The organism is bacterium, assembly GCA_037143175.1.
Classification (GTDB): domain Bacteria; phylum Verrucomicrobiota; class Kiritimatiellia; order CAIKKV01; family CAITUY01; genus JAABPW01.
The window spans coordinates 1-18,258 of sequence record JBAWZF010000053.1; the positions used below are offsets into that span (position 1 = coordinate 1).

General features: G+C 53.0%; 22 protein-coding genes and 1 tRNA gene. 16 read left to right on the plus strand and 7 right to left on the minus strand.

Annotated elements, in window-relative coordinates; genetic code table 11:
* Nucleotides 1-339: 339 nt before the first annotated feature.
* Both WCI03_12720 and WCI03_12725 read left to right on the plus strand, forming a co-directional pair.
* A complete protein-coding gene (locus WCI03_12720; GenBank protein MEI8140715.1) occupies nt 340-627 on the plus strand; it encodes a hypothetical protein in 288 nt (95 codons plus the stop codon).
* On the plus strand, nt 608-1,285 hold the full coding sequence (locus WCI03_12725) for a nucleotidyl transferase AbiEii/AbiGii toxin family protein (GenBank protein MEI8140716.1): 678 nt from the start codon (nt 608-610) through the stop codon (nt 1,283-1,285). Before WCI03_12720 ends, WCI03_12725 begins: the two co-directional genes overlap by 20 nt.
* A 517-nt stretch (nt 1,286-1,802) precedes the next feature.
* On the opposite strand, the gene WCI03_12730 is transcribed toward WCI03_12725, so the two are convergent.
* Nucleotides 1,803-1,894, minus strand: a tRNA-Ser gene (locus WCI03_12730).
* A gap of 332 nt (nt 1,895-2,226) precedes the next feature.
* On the opposite strand from WCI03_12730, the gene WCI03_12735 reads away from it, so the two are divergent.
* Together WCI03_12735 and WCI03_12740 are read left to right on the plus strand one after the other, a co-directional pair.
* Nucleotides 2,227-2,382 carry a hypothetical protein gene (locus tag WCI03_12735; protein MEI8140717.1) on the plus strand — a complete coding sequence of 52 codons (156 nt, stop codon included), beginning with the start codon at nt 2,227-2,229 and terminating at the stop codon, nt 2,380-2,382.
* A 307-nt stretch (nt 2,383-2,689) separates the two neighbouring features.
* Nucleotides 2,690-3,487 (plus strand): hypothetical protein, encoded by a 798-nt coding sequence (locus WCI03_12740; GenBank protein MEI8140718.1) that lies wholly within the window; start codon nt 2,690-2,692, stop codon nt 3,485-3,487.
* Nucleotides 3,488-3,493: 6 nt separating this feature from the next.
* On the opposite strand, the gene WCI03_12745 is transcribed toward WCI03_12740, so the two are convergent.
* The 3 genes from WCI03_12745 to WCI03_12755 form a co-directional block, all read right to left on the minus strand.
* Nucleotides 3,494-3,640, minus strand: a complete 147-nt coding sequence (locus WCI03_12745) for a hypothetical protein (GenBank protein MEI8140719.1) — start codon at nt 3,638-3,640, stop codon at nt 3,494-3,496.
* A gap of 171 nt (nt 3,641-3,811) precedes the next feature.
* Complete coding sequence (locus tag WCI03_12750; GenBank protein ID MEI8140720.1) at nt 3,812-3,973, minus strand: hypothetical protein; 162 nt, start codon at nt 3,971-3,973, stop codon at nt 3,812-3,814.
* Nucleotides 3,960-4,151, minus strand: a complete 192-nt coding sequence (locus WCI03_12755; protein ID MEI8140721.1) for a hypothetical protein — start codon at nt 4,149-4,151, stop codon at nt 3,960-3,962. Before WCI03_12755 ends, WCI03_12750 begins: the two co-directional genes overlap by 14 nt.
* Nucleotides 4,152-4,347: 196 nt before the next feature.
* Here WCI03_12755 and WCI03_12760 point away from each other — a divergent pair, with 196 nt between their 5' ends.
* From WCI03_12760 to WCI03_12790, 7 genes are all read left to right on the plus strand, one after another.
* Nucleotides 4,348-5,634: an aspartate aminotransferase family protein gene (locus WCI03_12760; GenBank protein ID MEI8140722.1), complete on the plus strand. Its 1,287-nt coding sequence runs from the start codon at nt 4,348-4,350 to the stop codon at nt 5,632-5,634.
* Between the two features lie 124 nt (nt 5,635-5,758).
* Nucleotides 5,759-6,535 carry a tryptophan synthase subunit alpha gene (trpA, locus tag WCI03_12765; protein ID MEI8140723.1) on the plus strand — a complete coding sequence of 259 codons (777 nt, stop codon included), beginning with the start codon at nt 5,759-5,761 and terminating at the stop codon, nt 6,533-6,535.
* A gap of 81 nt (nt 6,536-6,616) precedes the next feature.
* The gene (rpmE, locus tag WCI03_12770) at nt 6,617-6,817 is read left to right on the plus strand and encodes a 50S ribosomal protein L31 (protein ID MEI8140724.1); all 201 of its coding nucleotides are present in this window, start codon (nt 6,617-6,619) and stop codon (nt 6,815-6,817) included.
* Between the two features lie 104 nt (nt 6,818-6,921).
* The gene (prfA, locus tag WCI03_12775; protein MEI8140725.1) at nt 6,922-8,022 is read left to right on the plus strand and encodes a peptide chain release factor 1; all 1,101 of its coding nucleotides are present in this window, start codon (nt 6,922-6,924) and stop codon (nt 8,020-8,022) included.
* Nucleotides 8,019-8,870, plus strand: coding sequence for a peptide chain release factor N(5)-glutamine methyltransferase (gene prmC / locus WCI03_12780; protein ID MEI8140726.1), 852 nt, complete (start codon nt 8,019-8,021; stop codon nt 8,868-8,870). The genes prfA and prmC overlap by 4 nt, the downstream gene beginning before the upstream one ends.
* Nucleotides 8,871-8,879: 9 nt before the next feature.
* A complete protein-coding gene (locus tag WCI03_12785; protein MEI8140727.1) occupies nt 8,880-9,389 on the plus strand; it encodes a nitroreductase family protein in 510 nt (169 codons plus the stop codon).
* Entirely contained in the window at nt 9,386-10,684 is a 1,299-nt protein-coding gene (locus WCI03_12790; GenBank protein MEI8140728.1) for a hypothetical protein, read from the plus strand. Before WCI03_12785 ends, WCI03_12790 begins: the two co-directional genes overlap by 4 nt.
* Before the next feature lie 11 nt (nt 10,685-10,695).
* On the opposite strand, the gene WCI03_12795 is transcribed toward WCI03_12790, so the two are convergent.
* The 3 genes from WCI03_12795 to WCI03_12805 are packed head-to-tail and all read right to left on the minus strand — an operon-like array spanning nt 10,696 to nt 13,791.
* Entirely contained in the window at nt 10,696-11,892 is a 1,197-nt protein-coding gene (locus WCI03_12795) for a class I SAM-dependent methyltransferase (GenBank protein ID MEI8140729.1), read from the minus strand.
* Nucleotides 11,893-11,905: 13 nt separating this feature from the next.
* Entirely contained in the window at nt 11,906-13,147 is a 1,242-nt protein-coding gene (locus WCI03_12800; GenBank protein ID MEI8140730.1) for a hypothetical protein, read from the minus strand.
* On the minus strand, nt 13,144-13,791 hold the full coding sequence (locus tag WCI03_12805; GenBank protein MEI8140731.1) for a response regulator transcription factor: 648 nt from the start codon (nt 13,789-13,791) through the stop codon (nt 13,144-13,146). Before WCI03_12805 ends, WCI03_12800 begins: the two co-directional genes overlap by 4 nt.
* A gap of 137 nt (nt 13,792-13,928) precedes the next feature.
* Between WCI03_12805 and WCI03_12810 the strand changes: the two genes are divergently transcribed.
* Genes WCI03_12810 through WCI03_12830 form a run of 5 tightly spaced genes read left to right on the plus strand, consistent with a single transcriptional unit; the run spans nt 13,929 to nt 18,120 of the window.
* Nucleotides 13,929-14,717: an ABC transporter permease gene (locus WCI03_12810; GenBank protein ID MEI8140732.1), complete on the plus strand. Its 789-nt coding sequence runs from the start codon at nt 13,929-13,931 to the stop codon at nt 14,715-14,717.
* A 7-nt stretch (nt 14,718-14,724) separates the two neighbouring features.
* The gene (locus WCI03_12815) at nt 14,725-15,438 is read left to right on the plus strand and encodes a hypothetical protein (GenBank protein ID MEI8140733.1); all 714 of its coding nucleotides are present in this window, start codon (nt 14,725-14,727) and stop codon (nt 15,436-15,438) included.
* Nucleotides 15,435-16,409: a hypothetical protein gene (locus WCI03_12820; GenBank protein MEI8140734.1), complete on the plus strand. Its 975-nt coding sequence runs from the start codon at nt 15,435-15,437 to the stop codon at nt 16,407-16,409. The genes WCI03_12815 and WCI03_12820 overlap by 4 nt, the downstream gene beginning before the upstream one ends.
* The gene (locus WCI03_12825; GenBank protein MEI8140735.1) at nt 16,406-17,299 is read left to right on the plus strand and encodes a hypothetical protein; all 894 of its coding nucleotides are present in this window, start codon (nt 16,406-16,408) and stop codon (nt 17,297-17,299) included. The genes WCI03_12820 and WCI03_12825 overlap by 4 nt, the downstream gene beginning before the upstream one ends.
* The gene (locus tag WCI03_12830) at nt 17,296-18,120 is read left to right on the plus strand and encodes a hypothetical protein (GenBank protein MEI8140736.1); all 825 of its coding nucleotides are present in this window, start codon (nt 17,296-17,298) and stop codon (nt 18,118-18,120) included. Before WCI03_12825 ends, WCI03_12830 begins: the two co-directional genes overlap by 4 nt.
* Nucleotides 18,121-18,258 lie beyond the last annotated feature (138 nt).

Consider the following 18,258-nt stretch of genomic DNA (forward strand, 5'->3'; position numbering starts at 1 on the left):
CAAAACAAGGTCGCTGAATTGCTGGGCCTGATTATGGGTCTGTCCCCGGAGTCCGAGGAATCAAAACAAGGTCGCTGAATTGCTGGGCCTGATTATGGGTCTGTCCCCGGAGTCCGTCCCCGGAGTCCGTGGAGCATCAAAAGACGGGTTTTATCGGGATGGCGGCGATGAAGGCGGGAATGAACCGTAAGACCGCCAGTGGGTATATCGAGAGCGGAGAGCTGACACCTACTCTTTGATGGGTGACCCCGATCCCTTGATTGACTCTCTATCTGGTTTCTGTCACCCTTTCACCATCAACAGTGGAGTCCTGAGCAATTTACATGGTGCTGGCGAGTTATGAGAGTTCAAACATCCAAGTGGACTGAAGATACCATTCCCTATATCTGCTGGGACCGCCACTGGACGGTTGCGAATATCCGTGAGCGGTTGAATGCCTCGCAGGGCGTGGAGCGCCATCGGCTTATGGCGTGGTTGATGCGTGAGTTGAAGACTCAGGAGGTCTGGTTCTTTCTGAAACCGGCCGATGTTCAGCGCGAGTTCGAGGGTATACGTCTCTGGCTTGGCCCGGCGCGCCCTTTGTGGGAGTATCTACTGAAGGCTTGGCATGAACTGGGAAAACTCTAAGGCCATTACCCCCCTTAAACGGGAGTTTCTCAAGGCTTTCTTTCTTCGTGAAAAACGCTTTTTTCTCACGGGTGGGAGCGCGTTGGGACTGTTCTATCTTCAGCACAGATTCTCCTATGATCTCGACCTGTTTTCGACGGGGCACGTGGACTGGATCGAACTCGATGGCACGATGCATCTGTGCGCACGGGCGATGAGTGCCGACTTGGAGTTGCTGCGTAATGCTCCAACCTTCAGGCGATATCGCCTTGTCAGAGCGGATCATTCCGAGATCATCGATATCGTCGTAGATGTGAGTCCCCAGGTTGATTCCGAGAAACGGTGGATAGGGGATGTGCAGGTTGACACCCTTCATGAGATCATGTTGAACAAGATAACGACGTTGATTAGCCGTTGTGAACTGAAGGATATCGTTGACCTCTTTTTCCTGGAGAGGGTGGGTTTTAAGATTGAAGACTGTTTCGAAGAAGCACAGCAGAAGGATGGCGGGCTGGACCCCGCCATGATTTCCCTGTTGCTGAACTCCGTGACAATTACCGAGTTGCCCGATTACATGATCGAGCCGCTGACCATTGAGGAACTGCGTGGATTTGTCGATGACATGAAACGCCGCATGGTCCTGATGGCGTATCCTGAATCGGTCGGAGACGGAACGTAGCTCCGATCGCCTGATACACGGTCTACGGTTCTTCCGGGGCGCAGCTCCGGGTATTGGCGACTCTTCTGGAGCCGGGGCGCCCCTTGGCGCGACGTAGTCCCGTAATCTTTGCCGTAATCTGAAAAGATAACGGTAAAGATTACGGTAAAGACAACGGGGTGGTAATCGCTAACTTCGTCGGAGAAAACATCGACAAAGCTTACGACAAAGTGAATGTGCACTTCCTCGCCGATTGGCACAAGGAGCCGCTATGAACCGTGGTCCTGATTATGGGCCTGTCCCCGGAGTCCTTGTCCCCGGAGTCCCTCGGGAGGGTGCGATTTTTTCTGGTCGTATTCGTTTTCTCTATCATGCGATGTGACTTTTCCATCTTCAAGTCTGGTTATTTTTGACCGTCTAATACACTGGCAAACATAGGAGACAAGAATGGACTTGTTATGAGAAACTGTTATGAATTTCTGTAGTCTGAAAGTCTGTTTGTTAATAGAACTCTTTGTTTATAGGGGTTTTGTGAAAGTGGCGGAGGGGGAGGGATTCGAACCCCCGTTACCAGTGAAGGTAAACATGATTTCGAGTCATGCGCATTCAACCGGGCTCTGCCACCCCTCCAAAAGGGTTGCGAAAGGCGGGGTAAAGCTAGGAAACCTGCATTAAAAAGTCAAGGCATGGTTAGAGCGAAAAGTGTCTAGATTTGAAAATCCAATATCAAAAGTTTCTGGATTTGTATTTTCAAATCTTAACTTTCGACTTTCGACTTTGGACCTTTCTCACTTGCCGCTCTTGCAACCTTAGCCTTATTCTTTTTGTCCACAATCTTGAGCCAGCGTTTCGGGGGAGTTCTCATATTACGCTGTTGTTTTGAGAATGATTCTTTCGATTGGTTCGTCATAATATATTTCCTTACCCTCCATATTACTGGATCCGATGGGATTTGGCCATATATGGCTATCCGATCTGAGGATGGTTTTGCCGCCGGGGTGACCATCGAGGGGGTACCCGTGAGAGGGGATGCTGCATTCTGGTCCGCCTGGCAGTTTGATGGGCCGAAAACAGGCAAGGGATTCGCGGTTCTGGCTCCCCATTCATTTTCATCATGATCCGCAGAGGATGAAGGCTGTAGGGATCTCCCGTTTTATCCTTATTCATGGTACATCCATTTCATTTCGGAACCGGCCTGTATCAGGCGGGCCTGTTAGCCGTACAACATGATCTGTCCTACTCCTCGGTTTATTATGCTTCAAGGCAAAATCAACGGCTGAGGTCTTTTCCGCTTTATCAATTCTGGGAATAATGGCGATATGAAAGCCCTTTTAATCCTCAATTATCAGCTTTAAATCTTCTAAATTGTAGAGCTGGCACAACAAACGCTACATACCCTATCAATGTTCTAATAAAGGAGGGGTAATGAAGCTATTAAATGGATGTATTTGGGGTATGGCTATCATCGTAATGGGGGCTCGGGCCGGCTGGGCCTATGACTCGTATTCTGGGGGGGCAGAAGGCGGATGCATCGATTGTCACGGGGATTTCAGAGGATCTACGTCTCTGAAAGGGACGATATTCCCTTCTTCGCAAAATCATGAGATGCATCGCGGTGCAAGCAACATGGCAACGGCTTGTAATCTCTGTCATTCGGGAAGCAGCAGGACTCCTGTCTATACCTATACTTCAAACGGCACCGTCAATAACCCGGGATTGGGTTGTTCCGGATGTCATGTGGGGGCAGGGCTTCGTAGGCATCATGCCAACAATGGCGTTACGCTTTGTTACGACTGCCATACGGATGGGGCCCCTCCCGCTGAGTCTGTAAAGCCGCCTTATTATAACACTGTGGATACCAAGGCTAAAAATCCCGGAAATACGGTTCTTGCGGCCAACACCAATGAGAACTGGTCGGTGGGGGATTTCTTGGGATTGGATAACGATGGCAACAACCTTTACGATTTGGCGGATTATGCGATTGGCCCCTATAAAATCCTGAAGCTTAATCGTGAGACCAATAATATTCGTATCACTTGGCTCACAGCAGGGGGGCGCGATAATAATGCAGTTCAAGCGGCACAGATCGTAACAGGTCTTGGAGTAAATATCAGTCCTGATATTAATATTCCCGGCGTGGGGCTGGTGACGAACTCGTATGTTCATGTCGGGGGCGCGACCAATTCCATACGCTTCTATCGAATGAGCGCAGTGGTTCCATAAAAGCTGCTAATAGATGTCGTTAGCTGACAAGGCCCGTTCCAGAGAGTCGCCGTGACGGGCGAGGCACATAATCGACTTGGCAATGTCTTCGGGATGAACCGTGGCACGCAGATGAGTATGGACCAGGGCGAAGAACAGGTTGTTATCAAGCATGGCCAGACCGAATCTCTCTCGTGGCGCAGACTTACAACATCTCCGGCGATTTGCCCCGTTTTATTCTCACCTGGTCACTGCGCGGCCTGCCGGTGAACCCGCTTTGCCGGTGAGCGCCAGCTGGTCCGATGGCAAGAGCGTCCATATCAATTGGCGGGGGCTGGACCGTTACTACATGACGGAGGGAAAGGCACCGGCGGCCGAGACCGCGTATAGGGAGCATAAACGGGGTTCGCCATAGGCGATGCTTGCAACGGAGCCAGTGACAATGTATCGGGCGCCCAATTGGTTCAGGCGAGTCACAAATACCAATACGGGATCAGCTTCGGGCATGGAGGAAACTTTCCCTTAACGCCGCTTTGATTTCGGCTTCAGACCAGTCGGGATGAAACTGGCGCAACGCAGCCTCCTTGATCCGGCGTGCAGAGCGACATAACTCAAGGAAAGCCTTCATTCGCTGCTCAACTGTCATGTTTGACAGAATTTCATATTGTTTGGTGTCTGATTTCATAGAAATCGTTTCCTGCGTATGGATTGTGAAACGCGCATGGTTGATGTTCAAGTCGAATCGCATGACCCACCAATTTGGAATCACCATTGACTTCGCGGCTTTTGCTCCGTGAGTCGTTAGGGTAACCTTGATGTTGTGGATCATCTATTGAACACAATAGGTTCAACGTGTATTGTTTCCTGTATAAGGAAATGCCATGGATGCCAAAAAACTTTACGACGATTACATGATCACCTCGATGGTGGCGGGAATTGAACCCATTGTCGTGGAACGCGCCTCGGGGTGCATCCTGACTGGGCAGGATGGGAAATCCTATTTGGATTGTTTCAGTGGTATTGCCGTGACCAACGCCGGGCATGGGCATCCGAAAGTGGTGGCGGCAGCCAAGGCGCAGATGGACAAGCTGGTGCACTGTTGCACCTATGTGTATTACAACCCGCGTGCCGGAGAGCTGGCGAAGCGGTTGGCTGAGATTACTCCGGGAGCCCTGCAGAAAAGTTTCCTGGGGAATAGCGGAGCCGAAGCCGTCGAGGGGGCATTGCGGTTGGCCAAGCAGTTTACCAAGCGCAAGGAAGTGATTTGTCTGGCCATGGGCTTTCACGGACGAACCGTGGGAACGTTGTCGGTTAGTGGTAATCGAAGGGTCAAAAAAGGGACTGGTCCTTACCTGTCGGGCGTAGCTTTTGCGCCCGCACCCTATTGTTACCGTTGCCCCTTCAAGACCTCCTATCCCGGCTGTGGATTGGCTTGTGCTGAATTCCTGGATCATGTGTTGCGTTATCAAACGTCGGGTGATGTCGCGGCGTTTCTCGCGGAGTCGGTGATGGGGGAGGGGGGGATTATTGTGCCGCCTGCTGAATATTTTGGCATTGCCGCCGGGATAGCCCGTGCGGATGGAGCGCTATATATTGCCGACGAAGTGCAATGTGGATTTGGACGTACCGGACGAATGTTCGCCTGTGAGCACTATGGCGTGGAGCCGGATATCATGTGTATGGCCAAAGGAATAGCGGATGGGTTTCCGCTAAGTGCGTTTATAACGCGGCCGGAAATTGCCACTGCGTTTACACCGGGAGATCATCTTTCTACGTTCGGAGGCAATCCGGTAAGTTGTGCGGCTGCCCTAGCCAATATTGAGGTCATGCGTGACGAGGATCTTCCAGGCAATGCCAGTCGACGTGGTGAACAGTTAGTTAAGCGCTTAAGTGCGTTACAGGAACAGTGCCCGTTGATAGGGGATGTCCGGGGCAAGGGGCTGATGATCGGAATTGAATTGGTCTGTGACGCAGAGAAGACGCCTGCAGTTAAAGAAGCCAAACAGGTTCGCGAGTGCTGCCGTGAGAAGGGGCTGCTGGTGGGCATTGGTGGGGTCTATGGGAATGTGATCCGTCTCCAGCCACCCTTGGTTCTGACGGAATCCGAGGCCAATCAAGCCGCTGACGTGCTGAACCAGGTGCTTGGGAGTAAGATTAGGAGGGGATAGACCACCCCGCAACATAAACTGCCATGCGCCCAAGGCGAGGATTTTCAGGACGTTCTGGCTTGAAAGCCAGCTCCATGTTTGGCATAATTAAATGTTATTCAACCAGTAGGGAAATTTCATCACTATGAGTCGGATCAAACAGACATTTGCAAAATTAAAGCAGCAGAACCGCAAGGCTCTAGTGGGCTTCCTGATGGCTGGTGACCCGGATCTTGATATTTCAGAGGAGCATTGTCGGACGGTGCTTCAAAACGGGGTGGATGTGTTGGAGCTAGGCGTCCCATTTTCCGATCCCACTGCGGATGGGCCCGTGATTCAGGCGGCGGGGCGACGCGGGTTGGCGGCAGGAACCACTATCGAGGGAGTGTTGAAGCTGGCGGGTCGCTTACGCAAGGACTTTGATACCCCCATGGTTATCTTTGGATACGCCAATCCGTTTTTCAGTTATGGCTATGCCAAGTTGGCTAAAGCGGCTGCCGAAGCGGGCGTGGATGCGTTTCTGGTGGTCGATCTCCCGTTTGAAGAAAGCGATGAGTTCAAAACCCACCTGGACAAACATGACTTGGATTTTGTTTCCTTGATCGCGCCGACTACGCCTTCTGCAAGATTGGGTGTCATTTTGCACAATGCGTGTGGATTTGTGTATTACATTATGGTCAAAGGGGTTACAGGCGTAAGAACTGAAATCCCTGCGGATGTTGCGGAGCATTTGGCCCGTTTGCGACAGAATACGACACTCCCGATTGTGGCGGGTTTCGGGGTCAGCGATGGCATGCAGGCAAAGTCTGCGGCCAGATATGCGGACGGAGTAGTGGTTGGGAGCGCCCTTATCCAGGCGGCTGGCGAGGGGCGGTTGGCGGCCTTGGTGAAGGAAATACGGCAGGCGCTGGATACTCATTAAATAATGCCCCTGAGAAAGTGATTGCGCCAAAGGGGGGAATCAGGTAAAAGTACGCGGCTTTTTTTGAAGAAAGGTTTTGTTATGAAGAAGGATATACATCCAAACTATATTGATGGGACGATTACTTGCTCCTGTGGTGCGATCGTTCAGGTGAAGTCAACCAGCCAGACCATGCATGTGAATAGCTGCTCTGCCTGTCATCCGTTCTATACCGGTCGCTCAGCGTTGCAAGATGCCAAGGGCCGTGTGGAGCAGTTCCGTAAGCGCTACGCGAAGAAGTAGTCAGTCAGATGGATAGGAAAAGGCCGGAAGACCGAAAGGTGTTCTGGCCTTTTTCCGTTTTGAATCCGGCAACGGGTTTTAATCTGCTGTGACTGACTTGGAGCGTGTTCTTGATCGATAAAGCTTACATTTACAAATTGGCATCACGCATGGCTCATCTTGAGTCGGATATTGCCAATCCCGCCGTGGCCGCCAACCAGAAGAAATTCCGTGAGACGGTTAAAGAGCATTCGCGACTCAGGAAGATTCTGGAAAAGTCGGATGTTTATTTCCGAATCCAACGTGATCTGGATGAACAGCGCGCTTTACTTTCGACGGAGGGCGCCGACCCTGATTTGAAAGCACTTGCCGCCGAGGAAGTTGCCGGTCTCGAGAAGGCGTTCCCGATTGCCGAAAAAGAACTCCTGAGTACCTTGCTTCCCCTCGATCCCAATGATGAACGGAATGTCATCATGGAAATTCGTGGAGGTACCGGTGGCGATGAAGCCGCTCTCTTTGCCGGCGATCTGTTCCGCATGTACAGCCGGTTTTGCGATGAACGAAAGTGGAAAATTTCTATCATTGACGCCAGCCCCTCCAGTGTGGGGGGATATAAGGAAATGGTTTTTTCCATTACGGGAAGTAATGTCTACAGCTGCCTGAAATACGAGTCCGGTTGTCATCGCGTCCAGCGGGTGCCGGTGACTGAAGGATCTGGACGTATTCATACCTCGGCCGCGACGGTCGCGGTGCTCCCCGAGGTGGACGAGGTGGACGACATCGATATTCCTGCGGCGGATGTCAGAGTGGACATCTTTTGCTCATCCGGGCCCGGCGGGCAGGGGGTTAATACAACCTATTCGGCTATTCGTGTCACGCATCTCCCCTCCGGGCTCGTAGCGCAAAGTCAGGATGAGCGCTCCCAGCACCGGAATAAAGAAAAAGCCATGAGCGTGCTTAAGGCGCGGTTACTTGACTGGCGGATCCGGCAAGAGGAAGAGAAGAGCGGCAATCTCCGGCGTACCCAGATTGGAACAGGGGATCGCAGCGAAAAGATCCGAACCTACAATTTTCCCCAGAACCGGCTTACCGATCATCGGATTAATTTCACAATTTATACCTTAAATCGAGTCATGGAGGGCGGCCTTGCTGATTTGATTACGGCTCTTCGGGATCACGATGCCGAACTTCGCATCCGCAAGGAAATGGCCTCTTTCAAGGGATGAAGACGCTCCTCGAAGTGTTGCAGTCCGGTGCCGGCTATCTGGCTGGCAGGAATGTTGAAAATCCCAGACTCATCATGGAACAGTTGATGAGTCAGGTGTTAAAATGCCCCCGGCTCCAGCTTTATGTCCGCTTTGAAACCATCATTCCAGAGGCCGAACTGGTCCAATTGCGGGCGGGAATCAAGCGTTTGGGGGCAGGGGAACCGTTACAATATGTGATCGGCGACACCGAGTTCATGGGGCACCGTTTCAAGACTGACCGGCGGGCACTGATTCCCCGGCCTGATACGGAGACACTGATTGGCCTTGTGTTGGAATGTGAACCGTTGTGGGGCGCAGGGAAGCCCGTTATTGCCGATATAGGAACAGGGAGTGGTTGCGTGGTCATAAGTCTGGCGCGGGCGAAATCTGAGGCGCTCTATACGGCAGTGGATGCCAGCGAGGCCGCCCTTGATCTGGCCCTGGAGAATGCAGTCTTGAATGGAGTAAGGCAATCGATCGAGTTCAAGCTGGGGAATCTGCTAGCCGGATTTGAGGCTGGTGCCCTCGATGCGGTGGTGGCCAATCTTCCCTATATTTCGACTGCGGACTGCGCGGTTCTGCCGCGTCATATCCGGGAACATGAGCCCATGTCCGCACTGGATGGCGGGCCCGATGGTTTGGATCTTATACGCGTCCTGGCGGAACAGGCGGCGATGATGTTGCGTCCTGGCGGCTGGATATTTCTTGAAATAGGTTTTGACCAAGGTGACCTCGTTGTGGAATGGTTAACCCGTCACGGCTTTAATGGGGTGCGCGTTCACAAAGATCTTGGCAATAGGGATCGTGTCGTGCTGGCCAGACGATAAGGAGAATCCATGAGCTTTCTTGATTTGGCTAAGAAGCGGTTTAGTGTGCGACGCTTTGAGACAACGCCTGTTCCTGAAGAGGCGCTTGAGGCAATCCTTGAGGCGGGGCGATTAGCGCCCTCGGCTGCGAATCGACAGCCTTGTCACTTAATTGTTGTACGAAGCGAAGAACAACGGCGCAAACTGGGGGTTGCCTATCCACGGGATTGGTTCTGGCAGGCTCCGGTTATCATCGTCATCTGTGTTGAAACCTCGCGGGCCTGGATCCGGTCGGACAATAAGAGCTATGGGGATGTGGATGGGGCACTTGTTGTTGATCATATGACCCTTTGTGCCGCTGATCTTGGACTTGGAACCTGTTGGATTGGTGCGTTTGATCCAGCCAAAGTGAGAAGCCTTCTTAATCTCCCTGCCGGTATGGAGCCGCTCGCGATGATTCCACTCGGGACTCCTGCGGAACCCGTACGTTCCAAAAGCAGAAAGCCGTTGGCAGAGATGGTTCATCAGGAAACGTGGTGAAAGCGAAACTCCCCACTTTCATTCTCGTCATTCTGGCGTTAGCCCTGTTTGCGATGGCTGCTGCATGGGGAGGACGTTCTCGCGCGGGTGGTTCTTCAGGGGACGTCTTGACCTCGGAAGCTCCTCCGGGTGTTCGATTTGTCTCTGTGGCACTGGGCGGCTTTCGTGGTCTTTTGGCAGATATCCTCTGGGTGCGTGCCTCCAATCTCCAGGAGGAAGGCAAATTCTTCGAAGTGGCTCAGTTGTCAGATTGGATTACCCGCCTTGAGCCGAGGTATCCTGAGGTATGGGCCTATCATGCCTGGAATATGGCCTATAATATCACCGCGGTGGTGTCGGATCCCGCTGACCGCTGGCATTGGATCAAAAATGGACTTCGGCTATTGCGGGATGAAGGAATTCCCTCCAATCCTTCCAGCTCGAAATTGTACTGGGAATTGGGGTGGATGTTCTATGACAAGGTTGGCGGTCGTTGGGATGAAGCTACGCCTTATTATCGGATTGCCTGGGCAGGCGAGATTACCGGACTTCTGGGAGGCGGCCTGGCGGATTATCCACTGATCGAGAAGCAGGGGACGGCCGCCCCATTGCTAGCTGCGGTGGGATTGAACCTGAATGTTATGAAGTCGTTGGATGGCGCCTATGGCCCGCTGGACTGGCGTTTGCCGGAAACACACGCGATGTATTGGGGCTATCGGGGCCGGACTCTCTCATCGGTGGATGCCGTCTGGTGCGACCGGCTTGTCTGGATGGCCCTGACCGAGACGGTGAAAGGTGGGGCGCTTGTGTATCTGCCCGAGCAGCGGCGTTATCAGTGTGGGCCGCGGCTGGATGTGGCCATTAAAGCCATACGAAATTGTCGCGACATTAAGTCTGGTGGAGACCCGCTGGTATCCCTGGCAATGTGCGTTTGTATGAGAGAGGCTGCGCTGGACTTATATGCCTTTCAACATCCTGTTGAAGCTGCGGCCGCGCTCCGGCAATTAAAAAAGGAGAAGGCTTCCGACGTGATGGAGGACATGACGTTGGAGATGTTTATCCAGAAAGAAATTTCCGGACGGATGCATGGGTTGGATAACGCCAGTAAAGAAAAGCTGGTGATGAATCATCTGGTGCGAAGTGACATCTGGCGGCGACTTGAGACACCCGGCTTTGCCGCCGGTTATGAACGTTTAGCGCGGTTTTACTGGGAGGACTATGTCGGCACCACTGGCACAGACAAGGCATGGCAGACCCTGCAGAAACATGCGCAGGAACGCTCCCTTATCGAAATGCCGCCGTCGACTAACCCTTAGGTATCGCCGCCTCAAACCCCGACGACAAATCCCTTGAGATATCCCGCTTCCGGGAAACCGGGTTTGCGGGGATGATCGGCGGGCTGGCTAAGGTCTTCCAGAAATTGCACTGGCCGCTTGGCATCACGGGCGGCCCCTTCAATCACCTTTCCGAAAAGATCCCGTTCCACCAGGCCACTGCACGAGAATGAGAACAGAATGCCGCCGGGATTCAGGAGTTGAAAGGCCAGGAGATTGATATCTTTGTAGGCGCGTAAGCCTTGTGGCATTTTGGCTTTCCGGTTCACCAGTTTTGGGGGATCCAAAATGATGAGATCGAAGCGGGACTTGTCTGCTTTCATGCCCCGCAGCGCTTCAAAGGCGTCCCCAATGAGGTAGGTACGTTTGGAGGGATCACAGTCAGGATTCAGGGCAAGTTGCCGGTCGGAAAGTTCCTGGGCTGAGGTGGAGGAGTCCACCGCGAGCACGCTGGCGGCACCCGCATGCAGGGCGCAGGCGCCAAAGGAATCCGTATAGGCAAACACATTCAGAACTTTGGGAGTGCCGAGTTGACCCACCCAGGTGCGGAGGGCTTGCCGACTATGACGTTGATCGAGGTAAAATCCGGTTTTATGTCCATTCTCTACATCCGCCAGAAAACGCATATTTTCCTCTTTAAAGGGGATGGGGCCGGCTAATGGGGCGCCGTAAAGCAGCCCTTTCCGGGGTTCAAGGCCTTCATGGCGGCGGGCATCCACATCCGAGCGTTCCCAGATCGTTTTGGGGTGAAGCAGTTTTTTCAGTGTTTCAATAAGGACATCCCGGCGTACCTCCCAGGGGGCTGTCAGTAACTGGATCACCAGAACATCGGCATAGCGATCCACAATCAGGCCGGGAAGGCCATCCGATTCCGAGAAAACAAGGCGGGCGGCGGTATCGAGGCCCCACGGGAGCCAGTGTTGACGTCGTTCCAGTGCCACCTCAAGGCGTTGCCGAATGGTTGTGGCATCCAGGCTGTCGCCCTCGAGGGTGGAAAAAACGCGAGCGCTGATTTCAGAGGAGGGGTGGACTGTGGCGCGGGCGATAAAGGCGCCATTGGACGCCACGATATCGGTCTCATCCAATGCGCGGTCACCTTCGATATGAGCGATGGCGCCCGACATAATCCACGGATGGCCCCGGATGATGGGGATTTCGCGGCCGGGTTTCAAATGGAGTTTAAGTGTCATGGAGTTGTTTTTCCTAGATTGAGTCGAAAACGGTGACTCCGTCGACAAGGGTGAGTGAATGAACGGCATATTTTTCAGCTAGTGAAGGGTAACTGCGGGGATAACCCACGTCTACAGCTTTATGGAGTGCTTTGATGCTGCCCGCCGCCACGATGGCGCCAGTCGCACCCTTGTCACCACCGCCCAGCATTCGTTCCCCGTAAACGCCGGGGACGGTTCGGGCGATATTACACATGGTTTCCAGTTCCGGCCCTGAAATCTTGTACTGATCGCGAAGTCCGAGTCCATCCTCGCGGAAAATGGCGCCAACGGTCTCGATATCACCTAAGTGCCACGCTTTGAGCATTTTGTAAAAGCGCTTTTGGGCGTTATAGATATAGGTGAGGCGATCACAGTGAGCGGGGTGACTCTTGCCAAAAGTTGCCAGAATTTTCTGGTATAAGGCCTCGTCGCGCACATCGGCAAGTTTTTTGAAACCAAACTTGCGACCCGCCAGAGCGGCTAACTCGTCACACTCCTTGCGACGATGTTTGTAGGTTGATTTTTCGAGGCCCGGGCGAACCGTGGCGGTGTCCAGGCTGACAAACCGGAAGTCTGGTGCTTTGGCTCCCAGTGGGATATAGCTGATGGAGCGGGTCCGGGGGTTGTAGTGGGTGCCCATGCCTGCCTTGGCGAAATAGATCATGATCTGGTCGAGTTGGCCGCAGGGAGAACCGATATACTCGGTCTCAACCGCTTGGGCGAGATCGATGATTTGCATTTTATCCTTGCCCAGCTTGAGATGGTTGACTTCCAGCAAAGTGAGCAGAAGATTCAGGGTGAGGGAGGCTGAGCGGGACATACCGCCACCAGGAATATTACCGATGAGAACGGCATCGAATCCGGTTTCAAGTATAAATCCTGCCTTGCGGAGGATATGGACACAGCCCAAAGGGAAGCGTGCCCAGGAGTCGATGATGGAGGGATGGCGGGGTGGGGGGATCTCCCCGGCGCAGAATTCCAGAATGCCGTCATCAGGAAAATTATGGCTGTAGAGGCGGATGTGATTGGTGCCATTCGGCTTATAAGCCATCCAGATGAAGCGATCGGTGCCAACCCCGAACAGTTCGGTGCCGTTATAATCGCCATGTTCCACGCCCAGGCAAAAGCGGGAGGAAGTGCGGCGGATTTTGCCTCCTTGGATGTCGAGCCCCTGCTGTTGGGCGATTAGAAACAGTTCTTTGTTGATACTCAATTCAGATTTTCCTGACTTCATATAGATGATAGTCCTTCCCGAATGGCGTATTTGGTAAGTTCTGCAACAGTGCCAATGTTAAGTTTTGACATAAGGTGTTTGCGATGAGAGGCGACTGTTTTACCTGAAATGCCGACTTTTTTTCCTATATCCAGAGTTTCGTATCCGTCGGCGATCAGTGCCAGAATCTGATTTTCACGACGGCTTAATGCGGCGAGAGGTGTATCGCTGCAATGAGCGTCGTGTTTTGAAGCGGCCTTGTCAGAGGGCATCTCCAGGCCCGGAGCAATATAGGATTTTCCCTCAGTTACGGCATGGATGGCTGTGACGAGTTCTGCGGCCTTGCAGGTTTTGGGGATGAAGGCGGTGGCGCCGGCCTTTAGCATGGCGGAGATAGCGCGCGGGTGGGTATGCATGGAAAGGGCGATGATCCGGGTTTTGGGGAGTTTTGCCAGAATTTGGGTTGTGGCTTCTGCTCCGCTCATGATGGGCATCGTCATATCCATTACAACGATATCGGGTTTGAGTTCGAACGCGGCCTTCACCGCGGCTTCACCGTCGGCGACATCCGCGACTATTTTAAACTGCGGAACATTTTCGAGTAATGCCCGGAAGCTCTCCCTGACAATTTTATGATCGTCTGCGAGAATGATTCGAATCGCCATGTCGTTAATCCTTGAAATTCGCCAATAATATACCTAAGCAAAGTCCGGCATAATAAGAAGAACCGGGGTCTGTGGAAAGGATGAATTCATCTTAGATTAGGCTTGAAGCAGGAAAACAAGGTCGTTAGCTTCATGTTATGTTTTTACTAGCCTCAATTGGGAAAGGTGCAATTGATCTTTTTAATCGGCTTTGCCGGTTAGCCTCGATCAGTGCAGCCGTGATCAGTCTGGCGGTACAGCCTTCGTCCTGGACAAGGCCGACCCGGATGGTGTTGTCACGGCAGATCCTATTTACCGGTTATGATGCCATTGGGTTTATCGCGGTGGTGGCAATGCTTACGGGGATTTCGGTGGTGGTTCAGGCCCAAGTCTGGATGGGGCGGTTGGGGCAGTCGGAACTGCTTGGTCCACTGTTGGTTACGGTTATTGTGCGTGAAGTTGGGCCGCTGCTGGTCAATTTTATCGTGATTGGTCGAAGTGCAACGGCCATGGCGGCTGAAATGGCGGGGATGAAGGTTCGCCGTGAAGTGGATGTGTTGGATGCCCAGGGGCTTGATCCGTTGGCATTTCTGGTGATGCCTCGGGCCATCTCCATGGCGTGTTGTGTGTTCGGGCTGGCCGTGCTGTTTATCCTTTTTTCTTTTGTCAGCGGGTATCTTTCCGGGGCCTTTCTTCAGACTGGCCCAACGGATCCTGCCATTTTTGCCCGGAGTGTGATGCGAGGGATGGAGCCCAGGGATTTTTACAATGTTCTAGCCAAGACCTTGCTGCCGGGGTTGGTCACCGGAGTGATTGCCACCAATGAGGGGCTATCGGTGGAAGGTGTTGCCACGGATATTCCCCAAGCGGTGACCCGTACGGTGACGCGTTCAAATCTGGCCGTGTTAATCATTTCCGTGATTATTTCGATTCTGACGTATATGTGAGACCACTATGCAGGAACTGACCTCCATTTTAGAATTCAAGGGTGTGGCGATGCGAGCCGGGGCATTGCAGACGACCGGGATCAGTGGGGTTGATTTTTCAATGAACCGCGGTGATATTGTCCTTGTGATGGTGGAAGAGGGGCGTGAGCATATTCCTCTGGCGGCCTTGGCTCAGGGATTACTAACGCCCGACTCAGGAAAAGTGTTCTTCAATGGAGAGTGCTGGGAAGAAGCCGGGCCTGGGCAGCAATCCATGATGCGGGGAAAGATCCGGCGGGTGTTTGAGCATTACGGGTGGGTTACAAATTTGGATATGATGGAAAACTTATGCCTGGCCGAAAGTCATAACACTCATCGTCCACTTGAAGATATTATGCAGGAGGTTCGCAGTTTGGCACGCCGGTTTGGTATCGAGGCAGTTCCTGAGGCGCGCCCCACCCGGGTACACCCCCTGATCCTGAGGAAATTGGAATGGGTGCGTGCCTTTGTGGGGTCTCCGGATCTGATCCTATTGGAACGACCTTTTTCAGGGGCACCCAAAGCGAATGCGGCTCAATTGATGGAGGCGGTTTGTGAGGCGGCCAAGCGCGGTGTTGCCGTGTTGTGGATTTCGGATGAGCCTCGGGTTTTTGAGTGTCGGGAATTTGCATGTGTCCGGCGTTTCCGGATGGATGGAGATAGAATGCTGGCTGAAAAAAGTAACAAGGGGACTAGCACATGAGTCAATCGTTCAGATTTCGCTATGCGAACGAGATTGCCGGTGGATTTGTTTTGCTCGGCGTGGCTTTGTTGATTGCGGGGATTTATACCGCCGGCCACGCTCAAGGCTGGTTTCAGAAAAAATTGATGCTGAAAGCCAAGTTTGACGCGGACAAAGGAACATATGGGCTTCAGGAGGGGGCGGAAGTTAGAATTTTGAGCACCTTGGCCGGCCGGGTGGGCGAAATTCTGCCTTCAGAGGATGGTGGTATGGAAACCACGCTGATTTTGCAAGGCAAGTTCAGTAAATTTGTTCGCGTGGACTCCATTGCCAAGGTCCGGAAAAAATTTGAGGTGGCAGGCGATGCGTTTGTCGACATTACGTTGGGCAGCAGGGCGCAACCCCTGATGAAGTCAGGGCAATATATCAAATGTGAACAGGATGTGGAACTGATCGAGGCGGCGAAAAAAATGGTGGATGATTTCCGTCGGGCAGCGGTTCCGATGTTGGATGAATTCAGTATGATCCTTTCCAATGTCAGTTCGGTCACCCGCCAGATTGAGCAGAAGGAGGGGACTGCCGGAAAATTAATCGGTGATCCCGAGTGGGCGAAGCAGGTGGACGGGATCGTTCGGGATTTCCGGCTGACGGCGGCTCAACTTCCGCTGATGGCTGCAAAACTTGATGGAGTCATGACCAATGTTCAAGCGATGGTTCTGTCGCTCAAGGAGTCGGCTAATGAGTTCCCGAAAATTACCGGCAATGCGGCCGGTGTGGTTCAGGATGTGCACGACCTTACCGGCGGGTTGACCGGTCAGGTCGCGAATGTTCAGGCGGTTCTATTGCAGGCTGAATCTATGTTGCGTGAAACGCAGGTTTTAGTGGAAGGGGTTCAGAAGCATTGGCTGGTTCGTAAATATATCAAGGAAACCGAAATGACCCCTATGCAACCGCCACTTCCCGTTACGGGTGTTGAAGGGAGCGTTCCGTGAAGAGTATCCTTTTCTCAAGTTGTGTTGGAATGTCGTTCCTGCTGACGGGCTGCGTAACACCGCCTCCGCACGGGGGAATGGATCCGGAGGTCAAAGCTGCGGCTGAGGCAGCTCAGGCTGCATTTCAGCGCGGGGAGGTGGCGCGGGCGGATACACTGTATGTCAAGGCCCTGGCGCGGGCGAGGCTTACGGATAATCGCGATGAAATTGTTAGAAATGCTTATAATCTTGGTTTGTGCAGAATGATTTCGGGTCAACATGGAGAGGCGCGTGAGCTTCTGATTCAGGCGAGAATTCTGGCGGGTGAACGAGGCGTGATTGCGGCCCGTATTCTGTTGGCGGAATCCGAGGCGGCACGTTTAGTGGGGGATGGCCCGGGCAGTGAACAGTTTGCAAGGCAGGCGTTGGCGGCCGGTACAGACCGGGAGGGGACGGCGCAGGCATGGCTTTTGCAAGGCGAGGCCTGGATACAGGCGGGGCAACTCGAAAGCGCCATGGACTGCTGCCGTTCGGCTTCAAAGCACATAACCCGGGACACGCCGGCGACGGTTCGGGCTCGTCTGAATGATTTGGAATCGGGCCTCGTTCAGGCCCGGATTTTGCCGGGTTCGGTGGTGCAGTTGCAGCTTAGTCGCGCGGAATGGTTGAAGAAGGCCGGGCAATTCAAAGATATGGTTAAAGCCCTACAGGCTGCCGCTTTGGTGCTTGAGTTTGAATCCAAATGGGAGGAAGCGTTTGATTGCCGTCTCCGGATCGCTCTGAGTTTGCAGGCAGCCGGGGATGTAAAGCAGGCGCTGAGCGAGGCCAGGAAAGCCAGTGAATTGGCTGGTCAAACTGGGAATGTGAACAATCAAAAACTGATAGACAGTTTGCTGAATGAACTCAAATGAATACAATAAATTCCGTTGAACAACGTCTGAAACGCCTGGAGGGGGAATTACGGATATTCCGGTGGGCGGCTTCACTCATGGCTGTGGCTGTCGTCTCCCTGGTGGTGATGGGGCTTGATGCAACCGATGATGACAAATCCATCGGGCGTTTTCGCCAAATTGACACCGGGCATCTGGTGCTTCGTGACGCAGACGGGCAGATGCGAGCCTGGTTGGGGATCGCCGAGGGTGGACCGCGCCTGATCTTTTTTGATCAGGCGGGCCAGCAACGAATGGGGGTGGGAATGACGCGCCAGGCTGAGCCAGCTCTCGGGATATTCGATATGGGCCAAAATGAGCGCGTGGTGCTTGGAATCATGGAGGGCTTCCCGGGCTTGGTGATGCGGGATCCGCAGGGGAAGAAAAGGGCTGCACTCTTTGCCCGTGAAGACTGGAGCAGTCTCTTTTTTTACGACAAGCGGGAAGTTAAACGTAGCGGGATTGGCCTCTTTGGTGAGGCAGCGGCGATCAATTTGAGTGATGACCGGGGGAAAGACCGGGTTGGATTGACAACGGATCGAAAAGGATCGAGCCTCAGCTTTTTCGACCGGGGTGGGCAAAAACGGAATGCCCTGGGTATTCTCATGGAAGATGAGCCTGCGTTTGGTTTTTTTACTCATGAAGGGGTAGCCCAGATGGCGTTGACCGTCCTCAAAGAAAAGCCTGAGTTTAATCTTTATGGAACGAACGGAGTGGAAGTGGCCATCTCCGTTATGGATACCAATGGGCCGCAAGTAACTTTTTTCGGGGACAAGCGTAAGTTGATGTGGAAAGCGCCTTAAGGTGGATCGGGGTTATTCTATGAAATCAGATGTGTCGTTAAAAGGGCGGAGCTTGTTGCGTTTGGATGATTTGTCCGACGAGGAGATGATCTATTTGATCGATCTTGCTGAGGATTTCAAGCACAAGAAGAAAATGGG